The organism is Rhodanobacter aciditrophus (genome assembly GCF_050026795.1).
Lineage (GTDB): Bacteria > Pseudomonadota > Gammaproteobacteria > Xanthomonadales > Rhodanobacteraceae > Rhodanobacter_A.
In genome coordinates, this window is the sequence record NZ_JALBWP010000011.1 from 496802 (window position 1) to 514295 (window position 17494).

22 protein-coding genes and 1 riboswitch are annotated in these 17494 nt (G+C 68.2%); of the genes, 5 read left to right on the forward strand and 17 right to left on the reverse strand.

Annotated features, from left to right (window positions below; translation table 11 throughout):
- Positions 1 to 88: 88 nt before the first annotated feature.
- Both ACQGNW_RS10980 and ACQGNW_RS10985 read left to right on the forward strand, forming a co-directional pair.
- A complete protein-coding gene (locus ACQGNW_RS10980; protein WP_426663200.1) occupies positions 89 to 577 on the forward strand; it encodes an NUDIX hydrolase in 489 nt (162 codons plus the stop codon).
- Positions 562 to 978 (forward strand): NUDIX hydrolase, encoded by a 417-nt coding sequence (locus ACQGNW_RS10985; protein WP_426663201.1) that lies wholly within the window; start codon positions 562 to 564, stop codon positions 976 to 978. The genes ACQGNW_RS10980 and ACQGNW_RS10985 overlap by 16 nt, the downstream gene beginning before the upstream one ends.
- A 7-nt stretch (positions 979 to 985) precedes the next feature.
- On the opposite strand, the gene ACQGNW_RS10990 is transcribed toward ACQGNW_RS10985, so the two are convergent.
- Positions 986 to 1222: a helix-turn-helix domain-containing protein gene (locus tag ACQGNW_RS10990; RefSeq protein ID WP_426663202.1), complete on the reverse strand. Its 237-nt coding sequence runs from the start codon at positions 1220 to 1222 to the stop codon at positions 986 to 988.
- Positions 1223 to 1229: 7 nt separating this feature from the next.
- Positions 1230 to 1712, reverse strand: a complete 483-nt coding sequence (locus tag ACQGNW_RS10995) for a DUF2975 domain-containing protein (protein ID WP_426663203.1) — start codon at positions 1710 to 1712, stop codon at positions 1230 to 1232.
- Positions 1713 to 1839: 127 nt separating this feature from the next.
- Between ACQGNW_RS10995 and ACQGNW_RS11000 the strand changes: the two genes are divergently transcribed.
- Positions 1840 to 3150: an aspartyl protease family protein gene (locus tag ACQGNW_RS11000; RefSeq protein ID WP_426663204.1), complete on the forward strand. Its 1311-nt coding sequence runs from the start codon at positions 1840 to 1842 to the stop codon at positions 3148 to 3150.
- A 26-nt stretch (positions 3151 to 3176) separates the two neighbouring features.
- Here the strand turns inward: ACQGNW_RS11000 and ACQGNW_RS11005 are convergent, their stop codons facing one another.
- From ACQGNW_RS11005 to ACQGNW_RS11025, 5 genes are all read right to left on the reverse strand, one after another.
- Positions 3177 to 3953, reverse strand: coding sequence for a lipoate--protein ligase family protein (locus ACQGNW_RS11005; protein WP_426663205.1), 777 nt, complete (start codon positions 3951 to 3953; stop codon positions 3177 to 3179).
- A complete protein-coding gene (gene lplB / locus ACQGNW_RS11010; RefSeq protein WP_426663206.1) occupies positions 3950 to 4240 on the reverse strand; it encodes a lipoate-protein ligase small subunit in 291 nt (96 codons plus the stop codon). Before lplB ends, ACQGNW_RS11005 begins: the two co-directional genes overlap by 4 nt.
- Positions 4241 to 4307: 67 nt before the next feature.
- Positions 4308 to 4742, reverse strand: coding sequence for a hypothetical protein (locus ACQGNW_RS11015; RefSeq protein WP_426663207.1), 435 nt, complete (start codon positions 4740 to 4742; stop codon positions 4308 to 4310).
- Positions 4743 to 4857: 115 nt separating this feature from the next.
- Complete coding sequence (gene parC, locus ACQGNW_RS11020; protein WP_426663208.1) at positions 4858 to 7095, reverse strand: DNA topoisomerase IV subunit A; 2238 nt, start codon at positions 7093 to 7095, stop codon at positions 4858 to 4860.
- Positions 7096 to 7203: 108 nt separating this feature from the next.
- Entirely contained in the window at positions 7204 to 7680 is a 477-nt protein-coding gene (locus ACQGNW_RS11025) for an Lrp/AsnC family transcriptional regulator (RefSeq protein ID WP_426663209.1), read from the reverse strand.
- Between the two features lie 93 nt (positions 7681 to 7773).
- On the opposite strand from ACQGNW_RS11025, the gene ACQGNW_RS11030 reads away from it, so the two are divergent.
- Together ACQGNW_RS11030 and ACQGNW_RS11035 are read left to right on the forward strand one after the other, a co-directional pair.
- Positions 7774 to 8661: an EamA family transporter gene (locus tag ACQGNW_RS11030; RefSeq protein WP_426663210.1), complete on the forward strand. Its 888-nt coding sequence runs from the start codon at positions 7774 to 7776 to the stop codon at positions 8659 to 8661.
- Between the two features lie 46 nt (positions 8662 to 8707).
- Positions 8708 to 9694: an aldo/keto reductase gene (locus ACQGNW_RS11035; RefSeq protein ID WP_426663211.1), complete on the forward strand. Its 987-nt coding sequence runs from the start codon at positions 8708 to 8710 to the stop codon at positions 9692 to 9694.
- 463 nt (positions 9695 to 10157) lie between these two features.
- On the opposite strand, the gene ACQGNW_RS11040 is transcribed toward ACQGNW_RS11035, so the two are convergent.
- From ACQGNW_RS11040 to ACQGNW_RS11085, 10 genes are all read right to left on the reverse strand, one after another.
- Positions 10158 to 10790 (reverse strand): dihydrofolate reductase family protein, encoded by a 633-nt coding sequence (locus tag ACQGNW_RS11040; RefSeq protein ID WP_426663212.1) that lies wholly within the window; start codon positions 10788 to 10790, stop codon positions 10158 to 10160.
- Positions 10791 to 10869: 79 nt separating this feature from the next.
- Positions 10870 to 11238 (reverse strand): VOC family protein, encoded by a 369-nt coding sequence (locus tag ACQGNW_RS11045; RefSeq protein WP_426663213.1) that lies wholly within the window; start codon positions 11236 to 11238, stop codon positions 10870 to 10872.
- Between the two features lie 50 nt (positions 11239 to 11288).
- On the reverse strand, positions 11289 to 12170 hold the full coding sequence (locus tag ACQGNW_RS11050) for a class I SAM-dependent methyltransferase (protein WP_426663214.1): 882 nt from the start codon (positions 12168 to 12170) through the stop codon (positions 11289 to 11291).
- 71 nt (positions 12171 to 12241) lie between these two features.
- Positions 12242 to 12568, reverse strand: a complete 327-nt coding sequence (locus ACQGNW_RS11055; RefSeq protein ID WP_426663215.1) for a nucleoside triphosphate pyrophosphohydrolase family protein — start codon at positions 12566 to 12568, stop codon at positions 12242 to 12244.
- Between the two features lie 84 nt (positions 12569 to 12652).
- A complete protein-coding gene (locus tag ACQGNW_RS11060) occupies positions 12653 to 13048 on the reverse strand; it encodes an MAPEG family protein (RefSeq protein ID WP_426663216.1) in 396 nt (131 codons plus the stop codon).
- A gap of 580 nt (positions 13049 to 13628) precedes the next feature.
- Positions 13629 to 13979, reverse strand: a complete 351-nt coding sequence (locus tag ACQGNW_RS11065; protein WP_426663217.1) for a hypothetical protein — start codon at positions 13977 to 13979, stop codon at positions 13629 to 13631.
- A gap of 272 nt (positions 13980 to 14251) precedes the next feature.
- Positions 14252 to 15370, reverse strand: coding sequence for a cyclopropane fatty acyl phospholipid synthase (cfa, locus tag ACQGNW_RS11070; RefSeq protein ID WP_426663218.1), 1119 nt, complete (start codon positions 15368 to 15370; stop codon positions 14252 to 14254).
- Positions 15367 to 15714: a DUF190 domain-containing protein gene (locus ACQGNW_RS11075; protein WP_426663219.1), complete on the reverse strand. Its 348-nt coding sequence runs from the start codon at positions 15712 to 15714 to the stop codon at positions 15367 to 15369. Before ACQGNW_RS11075 ends, cfa begins: the two co-directional genes overlap by 4 nt.
- Positions 15715 to 15730: 16 nt before the next feature.
- Positions 15731 to 16117, reverse strand: coding sequence for a fluoride efflux transporter CrcB (gene crcB / locus ACQGNW_RS11080; protein WP_426663220.1), 387 nt, complete (start codon positions 16115 to 16117; stop codon positions 15731 to 15733).
- A 67-nt stretch (positions 16118 to 16184) separates the two neighbouring features.
- Positions 16185 to 16281, reverse strand: a riboswitch (Fluoride riboswitch).
- Positions 16282 to 16326: 45 nt separating this feature from the next.
- Entirely contained in the window at positions 16327 to 17433 is a 1107-nt protein-coding gene (locus ACQGNW_RS11085) for a DUF2235 domain-containing protein (protein WP_426663222.1), read from the reverse strand.
- Positions 17434 to 17494 lie beyond the last annotated feature (61 nt).

Genomic DNA, 17494 nt, shown 5'->3' on the forward strand with positions numbered 1-17494 from the left:
GATCGCCGGGGCACCGTCGCAAGCAGGGACGGCGCCAGCCGTGCGGCCAGGACCGATTAGAATGGCCGTTTTTGGTGGTCGCCGCGCCATGCCCTACACGCCCATCGTCGCCACGCTCGGCTACGTGCTGTCGCCCGATCGCACGCAGGTGCTGATGATCCACCGCAACGCGCGGCCCGATGACCAGCACCTGGGCAAGTACAACGGCCTGGGCGGCAAGATGGAGCCGGGCGAGGACATCGCCGCGTGCATGCGCCGCGAGATCCGTGAGGAGGCCGGCATCGAGTGCCTCTCGATGCGGCTGCGCGGCACGCTGAACTGGCCCGGCTTCGGCAAGCAGGGCGAGGACTGGCTGGGTTTCATCTTCCTGGTCGACCGCTACGAGGGCACGCCGCTGGCGCGCAACCCCGAGGGCACGCTGGAATGGGTGGCGCGCGAGCGGCTGTTGGAACTGCCGATGTGGGAGGGCGACCGCCACTTCCTGCCGCTGGTGTTCGACGCCGACCCGCGCCCGTTCCACGGCGTGATGCCGTACCGCGACGGCCGCATGCAGTCGTGGGCGTGCACGCGGTTGTGAACGAGGCGGCGAAACGCATCCGCATCGTCGCCGCGGTGGTCCGCGACGAGGCGGGCCGCACGCTGCTGGTGCGCAAGCACGGCGCCACGGTGTTCCAGCAGCCCGGCGGCAAGCGCGATCCCGGCGACGCGGACGACCTCGCCACGCTGGCGCGCGAGCTGCGCGAGGAACTGGGCTGCACGCTGGTGCCCGGCTCGGCGCGCTTCCTGTGCCGCGCCAGCGCGCCGGCCGCGAACGAGCGTGGCCACGTGGTGGAGGCCGAGATCTACGAGGTGGCGGTGAGCGGCGCGCTCCGCGCGCAGGCCGAGCTGGCCGAGCTGCGCTGGATCGATCCCGCCGCACCCGACGTGCCGGTGGCGCAGCTGAGCCTCGAGCACATCCTGCCGCTGCTGCGACGCTGAGCCTCGCCTATTCGCCGTCGCCGTCGTGCGTCGTTCCGTCGTCGGGAACGTAGGCCAGCAGGTCGCCGGGCTGGCATTGCAGGAACTCGCAGATCCGGCTCAGCGTCTCGAAGCGCACGCCGCGCACGTGCCCGGACTTGAGCAGCGACAGGTTGGATTCGGTGATGCCCACGAACTGGGCCAGTTCGCGCGAGCGGACCTTACGCAGCGCGAGCATCACGTCGAGCCGGACGATGATGGCCATCGGCGCCTCACACGATCGAGCGGCTGTCGTCCTCGAGGCGGGCCGCCTCGTCGAACAGGCGAGCCACCAGGAAGAACACGGAAGCCGGCAGCAGCGCCAGCAGGTCGCCGCCGTCGAACGTCAGCGCGGCGGCGTGCCGGCCCGCCTGCCAGGCCAGCGCGAGCGTGGCCAGGGGCGGCAGCAGCACGCGCAACAGGGCCGCCAGCGCCAGCAGCCCGGCGAAGCGGCGGAAATGGCGCACGACCGCGGCGCTGAACCATGCATGCGCCTGCAGCCGCCCCAGCATGCGCGCCAGTTCGATCAATGCCGCGGCACTGAGTGCCGCCAGCAGCAGGGCGATGCCGCCGGCCCAGGCGCGGGGCAGGCCACCGCTGGACAGCATGGCGGCGACCGGTGCGGTCCCGTCCGCGGGCATCAGTACGGCAAGCGCGGTGACGGCCAGGCAGGCGAAGGCAGCCAGCCAGGCCGCCACGCGCAGGCGACTGGCCATCCCGATGATCTTTTGGCTTGCTGTTGATTGCATAAAATTTTCTGTATTACGATAAAGTTTAGTTGCCTGACGGGATGAATCTATCATGCTGTGCCTATCCATCGTGCGATTGCCGCGCCGTATCGTCGTGAATGTGCTTGTCGGGCTGACTCTGCTGCTGATCGACGCCGGTGCGCTGGCGGCGCAATCGCCGCAGCCCCTGCCGCTGCCCGATACCGAGGTCGCGGCGCTGCTGTCCAGGCCCGGGCTCGGGATCTTCGCGCTGGAGGCCGCGCTGCCGCGCATCCGCGAGCCGTCGCTGGCCTTGCTGGCCCGCGCGCGCCTGGCGGCGGCACGGCTGGATGCGGCAGGAGCGCGCCGGCTGGTGGATCGATTCCTGGCCAGTCGCCCGCGTGATCCGCGGCAGCGCGCGCTGGCCTGGGCGATCGTTGCCGACGCGGCTTTTGCGGCAGGCGACTACGCCGCCGCCGCGCGGGACGCGCGCGAACAGCAGGCGGCACTCGTGGCGGCCGCCGGCGGCGAGGACGAGCGGGCCGGTGCCGCGCAGACGGCGACGATGGCGGCGCAACTGGCGGCCGCGCCGGCGCAGCAGGTGGCGTCGTACCGCCCGCAGGCGGAGCCGGTGCACACGGACAAGGTGGGCCTGCCGCGCGCCACGGCAGTCATCGACGGCGTCGCGCAGGAGGCGGTACTGGACACCGGCGCCAACCTCTCGGTGGTTTCACTGTCCACCGCGCGCCGGCTGGGCCTGCGCATGCGGCAGGGCGACGCCAGCGTGGGCAGCGCGAGCCGGGCCGCGGTGGCGGTGCGGCTGGGCATCGCCGACACGCTCAGCTTTGCCGGCCTCACCCTGCACAACGTGGCGTTCCTGGTGCTGGACGACCAACAGCTGGCGATGCCGGTGCCCGGCGGGTATCGCATCGACGCCATCCTCGGCTACCCGGTGCTGCGCGAGCTGCAGCGCTTCCGCATCACCGCCGCCGGCCGGCTGGAGCCCGCGCTGTCGCCCGCGTCGCCGGCCGCTGCGGCAACGGGCAACCTGCGCATGGTCGGCAACGACCTGTACGTGCGGGCGCAGGTCGGCGGGCAGCCGGTGGCGATGCACCTGGACAGCGGCGCGGCGAGTTCGGCGCTGTCCTCGTGGTTTGCCAGCCGCCACGCGGGCCTGTTGCAGGGGCTGCGGCAGCACCGCCAGCACGTGGCCGGCGCCGGAGGCGCCACGGTCAGCCACACACTGACTTGGCCTGACGTGTGCGTGCGCCTGGCCGGGCGCGGGACGGTGCTGGCCAGCCTGGATGTGGAGCAGGCCGGCAGCGCGGGATCGCCAAACCTGCTTGGCGAAGACGTGCTGCATGCGTTCGACTGGTGGTCGGTCGACTTCGGGCGGATGCGCGTGGAGCTCGGGCCACCAAGGCCGACGCCGGCGAAGCGCGGATGACGGTGGCCTGGGAGTGCGGCCTGTCGTCAGACCACGTCGGCGATCCAGCCGCCGGTGCCGAACTTGTCGCGCACCAGCGCCTGCGCCTGCGCCAGTTCATGCTCGCGCAGGCGGTCGTCGGCGAGGCCGTGCAGGCGGCGGAACGTGACGAGCATGCGTTCCACCACGGCCGCACGCGGCAGGCCGGTCTGGCTGCGCAGCGGATCGACGCGCTTGGCGGCGCTGGCGGTGCCCTTGTCGGAGAGCTTCTCGCGGCCGATGCGCAGCACGTCCAGCATCTTTGCCGCGTCGATGTCGTAGGCCATGGTGACGTGGTGCAGCAGCGCGCCGCCGCGGCGGGTCTGCGCGGCGCCGCCGATCTTGCCCGCGGCGGAGGCGATGTCGTTGAGCGGCTGGTACCAGGCCTCGATGCCCAGTTCGCGCAATGCCTCCAGCACCCATGCGTCCATCAGCGCGTAGGACTCCTGGAAGCTCAGGTCTTCGACCATCGACAGCGGCGCGTAGATCGAATAGGTGATGGTGTTGCCCGGTTCGATGAACATCGCGCCGCCGCCGGAGATACGGCGCACCACCTCGATGCCGTGGCGTTGCGCGGCATCGCCGTCGACCTCGTTGCGCAGCGACTGGAAGCGGCCGATCACCACCGCGGGAGAAGCCCATTCCCACAGCCGCAGCGTGGGCGGGCGCCGGCCTGCGCCGACCTCCACCAGCAGCGCCTCGTCCAGCGCCATGTGCAGCAGCGGCGGCTGCGGCGCGGTGTGGATCAGCTGCCAGTCGTGTTCGCGCCAGCCGCTGCGGCTCATGCCGGCGCTCCTTCGTGCAGCGCGCGACGCAGCGCGACGACGATGGCCTCGCTGGAGATGCCGTACATCGTGGTGCCCGCGGGCAGGGCGGCGTCGATGGCGGCGGCGAGCGTGGCATCGTCGTCCGCAACAGGCCGGCCTTCCAGCGCGGCGTTGATGGCCGGCAGCGCCGCGTCCGGCTCCAGGAAGAAATCGCCGCTCAGGCGCACGCCGGCGAGGAGGCCGTCGCGCAGCGCGAGATCGACCACCACCAGCTTGCCGCCGGGCATCTTGTATTCGCCGTGCATCGGACGTTCGCCAGCCTGTCGCCCGGCGATGCCGGGACGGAAGCGACGATTTTAGCGCGGCGCCGCGCTACCAGCCGCGTCCGTGGAAATGCCCCTGGCCCACGCCGATGGAGACGCTGACGCCGCCGTGGGGGTGGTCGCAGTCGCCGAGGTTCCTGGTGATGTTCACCGCGCCGGTCTGGTAGTTGCCGCTCATGTGGTTGCCGGCCATCACGCCCATGCCCACGCTACCGTGCACCTGCGCCTGGTTGTAGGTGGAGTCGTCGCAGGTTTGCACGCCGGCGGCGCGCTCGCCGGTATCGCCCATGCGTCCGCTGGTGTCGCCGTAGTACACGCCGGGCGCGCTGGCAGGCCTGGGCGCGCTGCTCGCGTGGGCGGGCAGGTCGGATGGCGGCAGGTCGCTCTGCGGCGGCAACTTGAGGTTGAGCGGCCGGCCGGCATTCTGCGCCAGGGCCGAGGTGGCCAGCAGGCTGACACTGAGTGCGACGACTAGCCGTTTCATGGGGCGATGCTCCGGGAGATGGCGTGCACAACGCGCGACACCGCGTCGTGGTGGACACGACATGGCTTTGACGGCCTGCTGTGGCCGGAAGTTCCGGCCGTAGCAGGCTCCCTGGTCAAGCCGTGGTCTCGATGCGCTCCACGCGGCGCAGGCCGCGCGGCAGCAGGCCGCCGCGGGTGGCGCGGTTGCCGCCGTACTCGACCAGGTCGGCCCACTTCAGGGTGAGCTTGCGCGCGCCGGCGTACATCGTCACCTCGCCCTTGCCTTCGGTGACCACCGCGATGCCCGCCACGCGCTCGCCTTCGGCGAGCTGCTTCTTCGGCACCTCGATCAGCTTGTTGCCCTTGCCCTTGTCCAGCTCCGGCAGCTCGGCCACCGAGAACATCAGCAGGTGGCCTTCAGTAGTGACCACCACGATGCGGTCGCGCGCGGGATCGGCGCTGGCCTGCGGCGCCAGCACCTTGGCGCCGTCGCTGAGGCTGATGATCTGCTTGCCGGCCTTGTTGCGGCCGGTGAGCGCCTCGAAGCGGGTGACGAAGCCGTAGCCGAAGTCGGTGGCGAGGATCAGCCGCGTGTCGTTGTCGCCGGCGGCGATGGCGTCGAAGCTGGCGCCGGGCGGCGGCGTGAAGCGGCCGGTGAGCGGCTCGCCGTTGCCGCGCGCGGACGGCAGCGTGTGCGCGGGCGTGGAGTAGCTGCGGCCGGTGGAGTCGATCACCGCCACCTGTTGCGTGGTGCGCGCCTTCGCCACGGCGAGCAGGCCGTCGCCCTCGCGGTAGCTCAGGCCCTCGGCATCGATGTCGTGGCCCTTGGCGGCGCGGATCCAGCCCTTCTGGCTCAGCACCACGGTGACCGGTTCGCTGGCCACCAGCGCGCTCTCGTCCAGCGCCTGCGCGGCCTCGCGTTCCACCAGCGGCGAGCGGCGCGCGTCGCCGTACTTCTCGGCGTCGGCGCGCAGCTCGTCCTTGATCAGGCCCTTGAGCTTGGCCGGCGACTTCAGCAGCACGTTGATGCGTGCGCGCTCCTCTTCGAGCTGGTCGCGCTCGCCGTTGATCTTCATTTCCTCCAGCCGCGCCAGCTGGCGCAGGCGGGTCTCGAGGATGTAGTCGGTCTGCTCCTCGCTGAGGCCGAAGCGCGCCATCAGCACGGCCTTCGGCTCCTCCTCGGTGCGGATGATGCGGATCACCTCGTCCAGGTTGAGGTAGGCGATGCGCAGGCCTTCCAGCAGGTGCAGGCGGCGCTCCACCTTGGCCAGGCGGTGGTTGAGCCGGCGCGTGACCGTGCTGGTGCGGAACGCCAACCACTCGGTGAGGATCTTCTTCAGGTCCTTCACCTGTGGGCGGCCGTCCAGGCCGATCATGTTGAGGTTGACGCGGAAGCTCTTTTCCAGGTCCGTGGTGGCGAACAGGTGCGGCATCAGCTCGTCGGCGTCGACGCGGCTGGAGCGCGGCACCAGCACCAGGCGGATCGGGTTCTCGTGGTCGGACTCGTCGCGCAGGTCCTCGATCATCGGCAGCTTCTTCGCGCGCATCTGCGCAGCGATCTGTTCGAGGATCTTCGACGGGCTGACCTGGTGCGGCAGCGCGGTGATCACGATGTTGCCTTCCTCGCGCACGTACACCGCGCGGGCGCGCACCGAGCCGGTGCCGTTCTGGTACATCGCCAGCAGTTCGCTCTGCGGGGTGATGATCTCCGCCTCGGTGGGGTAGTCCGGGCCTTTCACGTGTTCGCAGAGCTCGGCCATCGTGGCGTCGGGCTCGTCCAGCAGGCGGATGCAGGCCGCGGCGAGCTCGCGCAGGTTGTGCGGCGGGATGTCGGTGGCCATGCCCACCGCGATGCCCATCGAGCCGTTGAGCAGCACGTGCGGCACGCGCGCGGGCAGCCACGAGGGCTCCTCCAGCGTGCCGTCGAAGTTCGGCACCCAGTCCACCGTGCCCTGGCCCAGCTCGCCCAGCAGCGCCTCGGCGATCGGGCTGAGTTTGCTCTCGGTGTAGCGCATCGCGGCGAAGCTCTTCGGGTCGTCCGGCGAGCCGAAGTTGCCCTGGCCGTCCACCAGCGGGTAGCGGTAGGAGAACGGCTGCGCCATCAGCACCATCGCCTCGTAGCACGAGGTGTCGCCATGCGGATGGAACTTGCCGATCACGTCGCCGATGGTGCGCGCGGATTTCTTCGGCTTCGCGCTGGCGGCCAGGCCCAGCTCGCTCATCGCGTACACGATGCGCCGCTGCACCGGCTTCAGGCCGTCGCCCACGAACGGCAGCGCGCGGTCCAGCACCACGTACATCGAGTAGTCGAGGTAGGCGCGCTCGGCGTATTCCTTGAGCGGGATCTGTTCGTAGTTGGCTTGCAGGTTCATGCAGGTGCGTCAGCAGGCGCGCGATTCGCGCGGATAACCGGGGGATGGTGCCAGAACCGGCGGCGTCGGGACAGCTGGCGGGCCGCCCGCGCTTGTGCAGGTGCCGCCTCAGCGGCGCCGGGGTGGTTTCGGCAGCGGCGGGGCGCGCAGCGGCACCGGCGTGGACTGCACGATCGACGTGGTGGTCTGGCCGTATTGCAGGAAGCGGTCGAGGATCTGGTCGAGGTTTTCCAGCGCGTCCAGATGCACCTTGATGACGAAGCAGTCCTCGCCGGTGACGCGGTGGCACTCGGCGACCTGCGGCATCTTCTGCGCGAGTTCGGCGATCTTCGACAACTGGCCGGGTGCCGGTCGCACGCGCACGTAGGCGGTGATCGGCCAGCCCAGCGCCTTCGGTTCCAGCTCCAGCCGGCAGCCGCGGATCACGCCGGCTTCCTCCAGCCGGTTCATGCGCTCCTTCACCGCGGGAGCGGACATGCCGACGCGCCTGGCGAGCTTGGTCACCGGCTGGCGGGGATCGTCCAGCAGGGCCTGCAGCAGCTCGATGTTGCGCGGATCGGCCAGTAGCGTAGAAATCTGAGGCATATCGATGCGAAAACCTTCAAAAATTGAAGTATCGGTGGTTGTCGCCTGCAATCGTCGATGGATCATGCGCCACTCGTCTGCAAAAGTGGAGTCATGGATGCACGCCCCGATATCCACGTGGCAGATCAACCGCCATCGCCGCGCGCGACTGCTGCAGGCCGGGTGCCGCCGCAGCTGTATTTCGTGGCCAGTGCGGTTTTCCACTACCTCGGACCGGCCTTCGCGGTGCTGCTTTTCGCGCGCGTGGAACCCTTGGGCGTCGCCTGGCTGCGGATCGCCAGCGCGGCGCTGGTCTTCGCTGCATGGCGGCGGCCGTGGCGCGATTTCCGGCAGATGAAGGCGGCGGCACGATGGAACATCGCGGGGCTGGGCGTGGTGCTCGGCGGCATGAATGCCTGCTTCTACCTGGCGATAGCCCGCCTGCCGCTGGCGACGGTCGGCGCGATCGAGTTTCTTGGCCCGATCGCGCTGGCGCTGGCCGGGCTGCGCACACGGCGCAATGCCGTGGCGCTCGCGCTGGTGATCGCCGGCGTGTGGTTCCTGAGCCACCTGCGCCTTGCCGGCACGCTGCCCGGCTTCCTGTTCGCCTTCGCGAACTGCGCGTTGTTCACGCTGTACATCGTGCTTGGCCATCGGGTGGCCAACGATGGCGGCGGCAACGCGATCGACCGGCTGGCCGCGGCGATGCTGGTGGCGCTGGTGGCGGTCACCCCGGTCGGCATCCGTCCGGCGGTGCCGGCGTTGCGCAGCCTGCCGCTGTTTGCCGCGGGCGTCGGCGTGGGCGTGACTTCATCGGTCGTACCGTACGTATGCGACCAGCTGGCGATGGCGCGATTGCCGCGGGCCAGCTTCGCCATGCTGCTGGCCCTGCTGCCGGCCACGGCGTGCCTGGTCGGTGCCGTCGTGCTGCACCAGTTGCCCGGCCGGGCGGAGACGACAGGCATTGCGCTGGTCGCCGCCGGCATTGCCATCCATCACTAGGCTCTGAGACCGGGCCGAATACACGCAACGACAGCGAGGTGATCCCATGAATTACGTACGGCTCGGAAAATCCGGCCTCAAGGTTTCGCGCATCTGCCTGGGCTGCATGAGCTATTCGGTCACGCCCACCGAGGCGAGGCCATGGACGCTGGACGAGGAGCACGGCCGGCCGTTCATCCGTCGCGCGCTCGAACTGGGCATCAACTATTTCGACACCGCGAACATGTACTCCGCCGGCGGTAGCGAGCTGGTGCTGGGGCGAGCGCTGCGCGACTTCGCCCGGCGCGAGGAGGTCGTCATCGCGACCAAGGTGTTCTATCCCATGCGCGCCGACACCAATGGCGGCGGCCTGTCGCGCAAGGCGATCATGACCGAGATCGACGCCAGCCTGCGCCGGCTCGGCACCGACTACATCGATCTCTACCAGATCCACCGCTGGGACTACGCCACGCCGATCGAGGAAACGCTGGAGGCGCTGCACGACGTGGTGAAGTCGGGCAAGGCGCGTTACCTCGGCGCCTCGTCGATGATGGCGTGGCAGTTCGCCAAGGCCTTGTACACCGCCGACCTGCACGGCTGGACGCGCTTCGTCTCGATGCAGCCCCATTACAACCTGCTGTATCGCGAGGAGGAGCGCGAGATGCTTGGCCTGTGCGCGGACCAGGGGATCGGGGTGGTGCCGTGGAGCCCGCTCGCCCGCGGCCGCCTGTCGCGTGCGTGGGAAGACAAGCCGACGACAGTGCGTGGCGGCTCCGATCCCTGGGGTGACGGAGTCTATGCGCCCAGCAAGGCGGCAGACAGGATCGTGGTCGATCGCGTCGGCGAGGTCGCGGAACGGCTGGGCATCTCGCGGGCGCAGGTGGCACTGGCGTGGCTGTTGCGCCAGCCGACGGTCACCGCGCCGATCGTCGGGGCCACCAGACCGCATCATCTGGAGGAGGCCGTGGCGGCGCTGGCCGTGCATTTGCCGGATGCCGAGGCCGAGGCGCTGGAAGCGCCCTACATGCCGCACGCGGTCGCCGGCATCGACTGATCCAGCGAAGGCGACCTCATGTCGAAAAGCGTTCTCGTCCCGGGCGCGGCCCCGCTCCACGCCGACTTCACCGGGGTTTCCCGGATTAGCCCCCGAACTCGTCCAGACGTTCATCGACGCGCAGCACGAACGATTGCGTGGCCTCGGTTTCGAGGTCGAGAGCCGCCTCTTCGATCCGGCGGGGGATGCCGGGGCCGTCGTGGTGGGGCGCCTGGCGCAGTGCAGCTTCGACTGCATGATGATCGGAGCAGGACCGGGCGACGCTATCCAGGCGTGGAGCACAACGCCCGGAAGGTGGAGCTCCAGGCTCCGAACACCGGGCAAAAAGCTCGGTGCGCCGAACTCCGGCCGCGGAGAACCGGGTGGGGCAGGCGGGAGACGCGGCTTCCGGGTCGGGAGGTCGGGCCAAGCGCGTGGCGCGGAGCAGGCGGCCCGAGCCGCGGGTGCGAATAGGCGGGAGCCGTCACTCGCGCACGTAGCGCATGTGCGTGGCGTTCGGGCCATCGAGCACCCTGTCGATGCGAAACCGGGGCAAGGGCTCGCGCAGGTTCTCGAACAGACGCCGCCCGCCGCCGAACAGCACCGGCGCCAAGGCGATTTCCAGCTCGTCGACCACACCCAGGTTCAGGTACTGCTGGATCACATCCGCACCGCCCGCGATGCGGATATCGCGCGTGCCGGCGGATTCCCGGGCCAGTTCCAGCGCGCGTTCCGGCCCATCGTTGACGAAGTGGAACGTCGTGCCGCCGGGGCGTACCCAGGGTTCGCGCTTCTCGTGGGTGAGCACGTAGACCGGCGTGTGGAACGGCGCCTCCTCCGGCCAGCTGACCTCGCCCTGGTCGAACATCCGCTTGCCCATGATGTTGGCGCCGATGCGCTCGGCGGTGCTGCGAAGCAGGTCGTTGACCGGGCCGGTGTCTCCGCCCGGACCGAGCTTGAGAAGGTGCTCGCGGAAATACTGCTGCCGGATGATCCAGGCCATCATCGCGCCCCACTTGGCGCCCCAGTTCTTGTATTCGGGCTTGCCCATGGTCATGCCTTCCGGCGCCATGTAGCCATCGAGGCTGAGTCCGATGTTGACGAATACCTTGCTCATGGGTCTCTCCGCATGTCCGGGTATCGGCCTGGCGCGTGGATCCGGCGGCGCGCGTCGCCAAGTGCGCCGGGATGGGGCGTCAGTCCTCGGGTTCGTGGCAAACCACTTCGATGTTGTGCCCGTCCGGGCCAATCACGAAGGCCGCGTAATACCTGCCGCTGTAGTTCGGGCGCAGGCCCGGCGCGCCGTTGTCCTTGGCGCCGGCTTCCAGCGCCGCGCGGTGGAAGGCCTCGACCTGCTGGCGATTCTCCGCCACGAACGCCAGGTGCAGATGCGCCGGCTTCTCCTCGGTGGGAACGAGGCACAGGGAGCACTTGCCGTCCGCGCTCATCTCGACGCCGAGCGGTCCCTCCGCGACCACCGCCATGCCGATCGGTTCGAGCGCCTTGAGGTAGAACGCCCTGCTCGCCGCATAGTCGCTGACGCCGAAGACAACGTGATCGAACATGGGTGCTCCTGGGGCGGGTGGCGTTGGCCACGTGTGTCGCTGTCTCGAAACTATCCGGCGTGGCCCGCCATCGCATGCACGAGATAGGTCCGATGCGTCTCGTCTTGCTGCGTCGCTGGTGCCCGCGCCGCGAACCGGCCGTAATTTGCCTCCGGTGCCCCCGGTTGCGCCATCCGTACGTTCTGCCAGCCATTCTCGGTGAACAGCCCCTCGGGGTCATCCGTGCAGAATGGCAGGGGTTTCCCCGCCTGCTTGAGCCACTGCAGGTACCCCTGCATCGCCGGCGTTGCCAGCAGTCCGGTCCCAAACACATCGGCCAGAAACAGGCTTCCCGCAGCTGAGCATGCACGAGCGTCGCGCAGCAACGCCGAGACGCTCGCTGTCGGAAGGTAGAACAGGACGCCTTCGGCAATCCATGTCGTTGGTCGCGCCCGGTCATATCCGGACGCAAGCAGAGCGGATGCCCAGTCGCCGGCCAGGTCTGCGGAGACCGTGCGTCGGTCGCACCGGGGGTGAGCTCCGTGCCGGTTCAGCGCAGCCTCCTTTTCTGCAAGCAGTTCCGCACGGTCGAGTTCGATGACGCACGCGTGAACCGGCAGCGGCAGGCGATAGGCGCGAGTGTCATAACCCGCGCCGAGCAGGACGACCTGGCTGCGCTGTTGCATGTCTGCGAGGAGCGCGTCGTCGAAATGGCGGGTGCGAACGGGAAGGAAACGGTTCTCGCCGCCGGCAGCCTGCTCGGAGCGCGCCAGCATGGCGTGGCCGGCCTCGCCGGCGAACAGCTCCGCATACGGATCCGAAAACAGGCAGTCGGTACGGCGAGTCTCCCTCGCACGCGCAGCGGCGATCCAGCGAGCGGTGGTGGCGAATGGCTGGCCGGGTCGAGTGGGAGGCATGCGAGTAGGGGTGTGATCGCTGGGGCTGGAATTCATGCGGCTGATGCTGGAGTCAGGCGGCGCGCGGCGCCCGCGTTCGCCCGGCCGAGCCGCCAGGCGGCTGTCGGTTACTTGCCGAGTTCGCCAGATACATGCACAACCAGCTCTTCGGTGTTTCTGGCAAACTCCGCCTGCAGGTCAATTCCGCACTTGTTTGCCAGGACAATAATGGACCACAAACAGTCCGAAAGCTCATGACCGAGTTTCGCTTTGCAGTCGTCAATATCCCGAACGCCCGAGTGCGCCTGGATCAATTTGGCCAGGTCGCCTACGTCCCCCACGAAGCCAAGCGCAAGTTCTTCTGTACTCCAGACGCGCCCCCACCTCTTGATCTCAAGCTGCTCGTAGAGGTCATTCAGGTGCAGCGCTGATTTTTGAAGATCGCTGAATTTCATGTTGTGCAGCCTGACACTGGAGTTAAGGCGCCGGCCGCTGGCACAGCCAGTGGGCGGTGGATCTGAATTGTTAGGCCGCCCGTTTTATTGAACAGGCCAAAGCAGAGCAGCAGCAATCAAGATCATGCCCGCGGCAGAGACGTTCCAAACCAAGGAGCGTACCAAGCGAACGCGGTAGAGTGGGGCATATGCCAGTCGGGACCAAAAGTAGAGTTGCACTCCCCAGGAAGTTAATGGTCCCTCCCGATTTGCGACATGTGCGGCCAGTGCAAGGGCGGCAAAGATCGGGAAAGTTTCGAGAAAATTGGCTGAGACACGAGCAAATTGGTGTGCTGCTCCGGTGAGAGGTGGCACGGCCCCCTCCCTGGGGCCGGCGGTCCAGTCGTAGCCTCTTTGGAAGCTCGCCGTGTGCGACGCAAGAACGATTTGAGCGAAGCCAAGCAAAGCGCTATAGCCGACCATTCGTAGCTCAAGACCCATGGCATCCCTCCCAGCTGTAGTGGCGTAATGCTCGAGTTAAGCGGCGGCGAAGCCGTCCGCCTTGAACGAGATGCTGGATGTGCCAGATGTTGGCGAGTGCGTCAACGGCTTAACCACCGCGCAAATAGCCCAGCCCACCAACCGCCGCAAACCAAGGCAGCGTCTGCAAAGGCGTACACGGGCGCCGCGCCTTTGTAGCCAGGAACCGTGGAAGCCCAGTAAAGCCACGCGAGCGCTGCCCCCACACAGACAATAAGTACAAGCCCAACTAGCCAGTGCCATGGCTTAAGGGCCCAAGCACTTTGCATTGCGCGCACTTCCGGAGAAGCCGGCAACGTCCGCGATCGCCGACCGAGTGCAAGGGGCGCGAATATCGCAAGTAGGCCAACGCCATGGATTACAAAATTGTTGCCCCCGTAGAAAAGGCAAGCTGCAGCGAAAGCCAAAAGCGCGAACGTCGCGGTAAGGAAAAGCGCGCGCCCGAGTTTATTTGGGTTTCCCATCTGTTGCCCCAGTCCACACAGAGAACATCTAACGCTGGAATTAAGCGGCGGCGTAGCCGTCCGCCTTGAACGAATGGTTAGATTGCACCGACGAGTTGAGCCAAGGTGGTACGTGAACTGGTGACGATACTTTGCCACCTTGGTTCCTGTAGTAGCTGCTCGATGGTGCGTTCACCGTCACGAAGTTCCGCAAGATTGCGGTCGAAGGTTGCTGAGAATGACCGAAGAGTTGCTAGCTGCACCTCGCTAAACATATGCAGCGCGCTGGGCTCGTCCGGACAAAACGTGTCGAACCACCAGGAGGCAAACTCGTCGCTGTAGGAAGCGTAGAAGACCTTTGCAGCGAATTCGCGTTGCTGAGTTTCCGAAGCAAGAAACAAAAGCGTACTGAGGAGTGATTCTCGTATGTTGGTCTCTGCCTCGGTCATGGTGTGCAAACTAACGCTTAGCAGACCCCGCATCGAGGCATATGCAAGCCATGCTCTTCCCCTGTCAGCAGCGGTGTCAAGCGCGGAACGTCATGCGCAAGAGGCACTTGTGCAGCCCGACTGCATGCCCCCTTGCAGGCACGCCGGATTGCGTATCGCACGAAACGGGGTGGATATCTTTTATTGCTCCGGAAAAGCGGATACATACGTCCCGCCGGGCCGTGCGGTGCGTGGCATCTGGGTTACGGGAACTCCGGGTCCGCGGCACCGGCTCAGCGCGGCACGCGGTACCCGCCCGGCACGCCCTCGGGGCTCAGCGTGAGCTGCCACAGCTGGTCGCGGCGGCTGCGGAACACGGCGGCGGAGGCGGCGAGGTAGTAGTGCCACATGCGGCGGAAGCGTTCGTCGTAGCTTTTCGACAACCCGGGCCAGGCAGCGTCGAAGTTGGCACGCCAGGCGGTGAGCGTGCGGTCGTAGTCGGTGCCGAAGTTGTGCCAGTCCTCGACCACGAACAGGTTCTCCAGCGCGCTGGCGACCTGGCTCATCGCCGGGATCATCGAGTTCGGGAAGATGTACTTCTCGATCCACGGATCGGGCTGCGCAGGCGTGCCGTTGCTGCCGATGCAGTGGAGCACGGAGAGGCCCTCCGGCTTCAGGCAGCGCCGGACGGTCTCGAAGTAGGCGCGGTAGTTCTTGCCGCCGACGTGCTCGAACATGCCGATGGAGTACACCGCGTCGAACGCTTCGTCGACTTCGCGGTAGTCCTGCAGGCGGATCTCGATGGGCAGGCCCTTGCACAGCCCGCGGGCGAAAGCCGCCTGCTGTTCGGACACGGTGATGCCCACGCCGCTGATGCCGTACTTCTCCGCGGCGTACTTCAGCGCCTCGCCCCAGCCGCAGCCGATGTCGAGCACGCGCTGGCCGGGTTGCAGGCGCAGCTTGCGGCAGACCAGGTCGAGCTTCGCCTCCTGCGCGTCGTCGAGGTTGCCGGCCCCGGCCCAGTAGCCGCAGGAGTACACCAGCCGCTTGCCCAGCATGGCTTGGAACAGGTCGTTGCCGAGGTCGTAGTGTGCCTTGCCGATCTCGAAGGCGTGGTCGCCGCGCTGCAGGTTGACGAAACGGGCCCTGAGGTGGGCGATCAGGGTGTCGAGGGTCTTGAGGTGTTCGTCCAGGTGCGAGGTGAGCAGCCGCGTCATGAAGCCGGGCAGGTCGCCCGCATCCCACCAGCCGTCCATGTAGGCCTCGCCCAGGCCCAGCGAGCCGTGCGCGAACACGCGGGCGTAGAGGCGCTCGTCGTGCACGCGGATGTCGGTGGGCGCGTCGCCGCCGATGCGGATGCCGGCGTGCTGCAGCAGGTCGTTGGCGCGCTCCTTCAGCGAATCCTGGCTCATCGGTCGTCCTCGTGGCGCAGCACGCCGAAGCGCGCCGGGATGCGGGCGTACACCAGTTCCACGCCGGCGTCGCGCACCAGCTGCAGCAGGGTTTCCGCCTCGCTCTCGCGCAGCAGGAATTCCACTGCCACCGGCAGGTCGCCGGCCAGTTCGAAGAAGGCTTCCTGGTGCAGCACGCCGTGGCGGCCGAAGCCGGCGATGGCGCGGAACACCGAGCCGCCGCCCAGCTTGTGCCGCTTGGCGAGTTCCAGCAGCCATTCGGAGACCAGCAGTCCGTCGTGGCGGGCGTGCATGTGCACGTAGAAGCGCAACTGCACGCCGTCGATCAGGGTTTCCGTGCTCATGTCGGCGGTCTCCGTTTCAGTGCCGCAGCAGGCCGCGGGTGAGCGCGATGCCCACGATCGTCATGCCCAGCGTGCCGACCAGGTGCATGGCCACGTGGGCGCCGAACCACAGGTACTGCTGGCGCAGCAGCAGGGTGTCGGCTTCGGCCGAGAAGGTGGAGAAGGTGGTGAGCCCGCCGAGGAAGCCGGTGAGCACGAACAGCTGCAGTTCCCGCGGCAGCGTCTGGAAATGCTCGAAGATGCCCATCATGCAGCCCATGATGAAGCCGCCCAGCAGGTTGGCGGCCAGGGTGCCCAGCGGCACGGTGGGAAAGATCCCATTGAGCGTGCTGCCGAGCAGCCAGCGTATCCAGCAGCCGATGGCGCCGCCGAGGCCGACCGCGATGAATCCGTTGAGGTTCACGTGTAGCGTCTCCTGTCCGCGAAACGTGGTGTCCGCGACGACAGGCACGCCTGCGCCGCCGGAAGCCGGTGGTGCAGGCATCATCAGCCCCTGCGCCGTGCAGGGTGGGGCGGTTCGTCTCCCGGGACGCGGGAGACGGGAGGCATGCCATCTCCCTCATGAACCGGGATGCTAGCCGATGCGCGGGGGCGACGGTCAAGCGCGCCGGTTCACGCCACGCCGGGCGGCGCGGCGATCACGTCGCCGCGCAGCGCCTGCTCCAGTGTGGGAGAGCGGTAGCCGCCGGCGAGGCGCGCGTGCTGCCACACCGACGCGTCCACGGTCTCGTTGACGCCGCCGCCGATCACGCGGTTGAACGGCGGCTTGAACAGCTTGTAGACGCCGTGCATGAACTCGCCGTAGGAGTCGCGCGGCACGCCGCGGTCGGCGTCGGGCGGCGGCGTGCAGGGTTCGGTGAAGGACAGCCCAGCCGCCATCGCCTTGTGCTGCAGCCAGGCCAGTGGCAGCTCCGGTAGCAGGTCGGGCACGCGGCCGGCGCCGTCGTGGTCGTTGCCGCCGCCCACGTCGGCGTGCGCGCCCACGAACCAGCGCTGCTCCACCTCGATCTGCTCGGCCTTCTTCGCGGTGGGCGATTCGCCGGGGGGGAGCGTGGCTGGGTTGCGCGTCCACTTGGCGGGCGCGAAGTCGGCGCGATGCTCGTCCAGCGCCAGCGCCTGGTAGGCGTGCTTGACGATGCGGCTGAGCTCGGTGTCGTGGAACCGGTAGTGTGCGCGGGCGAACGGAAACCACGAGGCGGTGTCGGGAATGCCCAGTGCGCCGACGGTGTCCCACACGCCGATGAAATGGATGTCCGTTTCCGCCGAGCGCGCGGCGCGCCACGCTACGGCGGCGGCGTCGCCCGGCTTGACCCCGGTGTCGCGGTAGAACGCGTAGGCGCTCGTGATGGCGTCCTCGGCGACGGCGTCGCCGGCCGCACGACGCAGCAGGCCGCACTTGCGGATCAGTCCGCCGAGGCTGCGCGCGCTGTAGGCGCCGCGGCTGAAGCCGAACAGCCAGATCTGGTCGCCGGGCTGCCATTGCCGGCAGAGCCAGCGGTAGCCGTCCTTCACGTTGCCGGACAGGCCGTAGCCGAACGCGCCGCCGAGCAGGTGGGCCATGCCGGGCCTCACGCCCACGCCGGGGATGTATTCCACGTGTTGCTCGATGCCCACCGCGTCGCGGGGCGCGATCAGCCGGCGCAGGCGCTCCACGTTGGTGTTCGATTCGGGCTTGTTCCAGGTGCCGTCGAACAGCACGACCAGCCTGCGTGTGCTCATGTCGTCCCCCGTGGCGGCACGCGGCCGCGGCCATCGAAACGTCGGGTCAGGGCGTGCGGGA